Annotated in this window: 8 protein-coding genes; 1 reads left to right on the top strand and 7 read right to left on the bottom strand. The window is 34.1% G+C overall.

What is annotated here, in order from left to right; translation table 11 throughout:
- The first annotated feature begins 94 nt into the window (after window positions 1-94).
- Window positions 95-256: a hypothetical protein gene (locus tag ACI3VO_RS09350; RefSeq protein WP_439757659.1), complete on the top strand. Its 162-nt coding sequence runs from the start codon at window positions 95-97 to the stop codon at window positions 254-256.
- Between the two features lie 74 nt (window positions 257-330).
- On the opposite strand, the gene ACI3VO_RS09345 is transcribed toward ACI3VO_RS09350, so the two are convergent.
- The 7 genes from ACI3VO_RS09345 to ACI3VO_RS09315 are packed head-to-tail and all read right to left on the bottom strand — an operon-like array spanning window position 331 to window position 3,427.
- A complete protein-coding gene (locus tag ACI3VO_RS09345; RefSeq protein ID WP_439757658.1) occupies window positions 331-603 on the bottom strand; it encodes a hypothetical protein in 273 nt (90 codons plus the stop codon).
- The gene (locus ACI3VO_RS09340) at window positions 581-838 is read right to left on the bottom strand and encodes a DUF3310 domain-containing protein (RefSeq protein ID WP_439757657.1); all 258 of its coding nucleotides are present in this window, start codon (window positions 836-838) and stop codon (window positions 581-583) included. The genes ACI3VO_RS09345 and ACI3VO_RS09340 overlap by 23 nt, the downstream gene beginning before the upstream one ends.
- Window positions 831-1,292 carry a hypothetical protein gene (locus ACI3VO_RS09335; protein WP_439757656.1) on the bottom strand — a complete coding sequence of 154 codons (462 nt, stop codon included), beginning with the start codon at window positions 1,290-1,292 and terminating at the stop codon, window positions 831-833. Before ACI3VO_RS09335 ends, ACI3VO_RS09340 begins: the two co-directional genes overlap by 8 nt.
- Window positions 1,289-1,774 carry a GatB/YqeY domain-containing protein gene (locus ACI3VO_RS09330; protein ID WP_439757655.1) on the bottom strand — a complete coding sequence of 162 codons (486 nt, stop codon included), beginning with the start codon at window positions 1,772-1,774 and terminating at the stop codon, window positions 1,289-1,291. The genes ACI3VO_RS09335 and ACI3VO_RS09330 overlap by 4 nt, the downstream gene beginning before the upstream one ends.
- On the bottom strand, window positions 1,771-2,505 hold the full coding sequence (locus tag ACI3VO_RS09325; RefSeq protein ID WP_439757654.1) for an SIR2 family NAD-dependent protein deacylase: 735 nt from the start codon (window positions 2,503-2,505) through the stop codon (window positions 1,771-1,773). The genes ACI3VO_RS09330 and ACI3VO_RS09325 overlap by 4 nt, the downstream gene beginning before the upstream one ends.
- Window positions 2,502-3,188: a metallophosphoesterase family protein gene (locus ACI3VO_RS09320; RefSeq protein WP_439757653.1), complete on the bottom strand. Its 687-nt coding sequence runs from the start codon at window positions 3,186-3,188 to the stop codon at window positions 2,502-2,504. Before ACI3VO_RS09320 ends, ACI3VO_RS09325 begins: the two co-directional genes overlap by 4 nt.
- Complete coding sequence (locus ACI3VO_RS09315; protein ID WP_439757652.1) at window positions 3,185-3,427, bottom strand: hypothetical protein; 243 nt, start codon at window positions 3,425-3,427, stop codon at window positions 3,185-3,187. Before ACI3VO_RS09315 ends, ACI3VO_RS09320 begins: the two co-directional genes overlap by 4 nt.
- Window positions 3,428-3,616: the final 189 nt, after the last annotated feature.

Here is a 3,616-nt window from a genome sequence, read left to right as displayed (position 1 = left end):
GAGAGAAATCTTGGAAATATCTATTATTTGATAATACTGGATTAACAAGATCCTTTAAAGATACAGGATTCGCATACATAAAATCGTAGGAAGAATGACCTATTCAGAAATATTAGAAATTGCAAAGCAAGGAAAGACTGCTATGTTACCTAATTTCATAGGATACTTTAAGTGGGATTTTGGTAACAAAACTCTAGTATTTACAAATGGAGATTATAAATGTTTGGCAGAAGAGCTAGATATTAAAAATAGATAGGACTTCTATTACATAATATAAAAAAAAGCCCCTTGGAAGTATAGGACTTATCCTACACGACCAAGGGGCTTTTGTTATGTTTTTAAAATAAATTTAGTATTCTCTGGGTAGAAGTATACATCGACACTAAGACCATCAATACTTAAATTAATGTACTTGTCTGAGTATAAGAAAGAAGCAGTTCCAAACATTTCTCGTAGTGCTCCTACAGCCATCAGATAATTAAGCTGAAACGGAATAATATATTCTGTTAGCTCTTTTCTCAACAGACACGAAACTATATTCCCTACTCCAATTTTTAGGGAATTAACTCCGTCACTTATATCACTCTTTGCGTATTTTATCATTCAATAACTTTATTTTGTCATTTATATAAAATATAGCTTTTTGTAGATCTTCTATCTCTTTAGCAGTATTATCATATCCTTCTTCTGACTTATGGCCTGCCCTTAGAATATACTTTATGGCATTTCCAAGATCAAAATCCATATGTCTAGTTATATCTATTACCTCTATTCCACATATGTCTTTAAGCCATGTATAGTGAGATGGATGATTTACTCTATCTTCTATATTACTCATCAGTATTAGAAGGTTTTAGAATTCTATTCCACTCATCTGGTCCAAACAGCTTAATATAAGGTTCCTTTATCCTACTTAAATCTTCAGCTGTTAAATCGGACTTAATAGTATATCTTCTTAAGGTGAAGTCATAGCCACATATTAGATCCCCTAGAGAATTTCCCATATTATCATATATGTCAAATCCAGACACTCCGAACTTTTCAAAGACTTTCATATCTTCCTCAGATATATCTACAGCTTCATCTATAAATTTTTTAAGCTTCTTTGGATTAAAATAGAAAAACTCATTAGTTCCCCAATACATTTCTATTCCCCTCTCAGGAAATAACCCGAGTTCCTCACACAAACTTAATAACTCTTTTAGAGCTTCCAGTTTTTCCTCACTAGCTATACTAAGGAAAAATATAAATCCCTCATCTGCCCAATTTACATTACCTATATACGCTTTCATACTATAGATTCTTTAACAATTTTTGAAATTAATTTACCATCTGCCTGCGGGAATTTGGATTTTAAATACTTAATAGCATTTCCCATTTCCTTCTTTGGAATTTGTATTCCTCTCACGATTTTGCCACTTTCACACAAATATTCATCAACAAATTGAGAAAAATATTCCTTATCATTTCCTATGAAGAAACATATCTCCTGCTCTCCTATAGGCTCTGGGAGCAACTTTTTTAGTATCTCTAGTTCATCTCTATACTCCGATACCAAGTCATCTCTATGAGCCTCAGAAAAGCTTAAAATACTGTCTTCCAATTTCTTACACATTTTTGAGATAAGTTGTATCTCAGCTGCTTCATCGTAAGGCTTTGCATTCTTAGCAGTCTTAAAAGCTTGAATTTCAGCCTTTAAATTCTTGTAAGCACGAAGTTCAATCTGATTTCTGGACTTCATGTTTACTTTTATCAGTTCGTCTATATTAATCATGATATTTCTACTTCCTGTTCTGAATTATTTTCGTCTATATAAGCAACTTGATCATTCTTCAATATTTTAAAAAGTTCCTTCATTCCAGTAGTAGCTACCTCCTTAATTACCTTAATATCCGGATAATATGGAGTATAAGCAGGATTTGGGTCTATATAGTAAATTGGGTTGCCGTATGGAACATACATTACAAGATTTGCTGCAGGATATACATTGAAGCTTGTTCCTACTACTACACAAATATCTGCCTCTTTTAATATTTCGGAGGCTTTTATAATATTAGGAACTGGTTCTCCAAACAAGACTATATGTGGACGTACAAGATGTCCTTCAATTCTTGTCTCTGGAGATATATCTTCAACGTAGTCAAACAATAAATCCTCATTATCCGTAGCTCTTACTTTAGTTAGATTACCATGAAGATGAAGTACATTACTAGAGCCTGCTTGCTCATGTAATGTATCTATATTTTGGGTAATAACTACTACTTCGTAGTTCTTCTCTAATTCAGCTATAATTTTATGAGCTTCATTAGGAACACAGTCCTTATATTTATTCTTTAGCTCATTTATAAATTTATAGACTAAGCCTGGATTTTTGACTATAGCTGAATGGGTTGCCACTTCTTGTACGTTACAATTCTCCCATAGGCCGTCTCCTGCATCCCTAAACGTAGGAATATCACTTTCTTTGCTTATTCCAGCTCCAGTCAAAAACACAATTTTCTTCATTCTATTTCTAAATAGAGGGGTTCATAGACTATATTATATCTTTCATCTTTCATACTGACATTATAATGAGCAGTATTATTAATCATGATTTTCTCATGAGAACAGCTATGTAAGTGTCCGTTGAATTGAAATCTAGGCTGCTTAGCTAGGATAGCTTCCATTAGTGGCTCGCTACCAATATGACTTCCATCAGCCCAGTAACAGTCTTCCTGAAGTAAAATATCTCCAAATCCATAAGGCTGATCATGAGTTATCAAAATATCAATACTCTCGGGAATTTCACTAAAAACTTGTCTTAGAGTATCATCTGGATACATATAAGCCCAGTTCCCAAATACCTTACAGTATGGAGTCCCAAAGATTCTGTAGTCCTTTCCATCATGAGTATAAGTATACTCTTTATGACATAGATACGTTACTTTATCAGAACTAGGAAATAGTTTCTCATAGACAATCTGATGTCCTGGGAATCGTAATTCATGATTTCCTGCGATGAACAAGACCTTCTCGCACGGCAGATTTTCTGCCCAGGTTTTAAATTTGTCCTTGTACCATTTCTTAGTTCCGTTAGTACTCGCTTGTACGTTAAGAGGAACTGTATCCCCACATATTAGAACGAGGTCACAAGATTTAATCTCTGGAAGATCTCCATGTAGATCACTAATTGCGCATACCTTTATCATATTTCAAGTGTGTATCTAGTTATATAATCACCACATTCCTCGCATTGTCCTAGGTCCTCAAACTCTCCTTGTGACATAACTAGGTCCCTCCATATATCCTGTAAGATTGCTAAATCAGACTCTCTATCTAGCAACTTACGGATAACTTCTTTAAGGGCCTCTCCACTCATATCGACAGTTTCCTTTCCGTCAACTGTTAGTGATGTACATATACATCCATCAGTATATTCTAACTTCATAGTTTATAATTATTTATGTTTCTTCCCATCCGTTCTGGTCACATACCCACAGAGCATGGTATAGGCAACCGTACTCAACTGATAAACATCTCATGTAAATATCTTTCTTATTTGGAATTTTCTCATAAAGCTCATTCATTTCTGCTTCTGGAAAAGTCCATTTAGATTCGAAGTAGCAATCAATGCTGT

The sequence above is a fragment of the Intestinibacter sp. genome, from assembly GCF_051866655.1.
GTDB lineage: Bacteria > Bacillota > Clostridia > Peptostreptococcales > Peptostreptococcaceae > Intestinibacter.
Note: the sequence above shows the minus strand (reverse complement) of the source record. Positions and strands in the feature narration are given on the sequence as shown.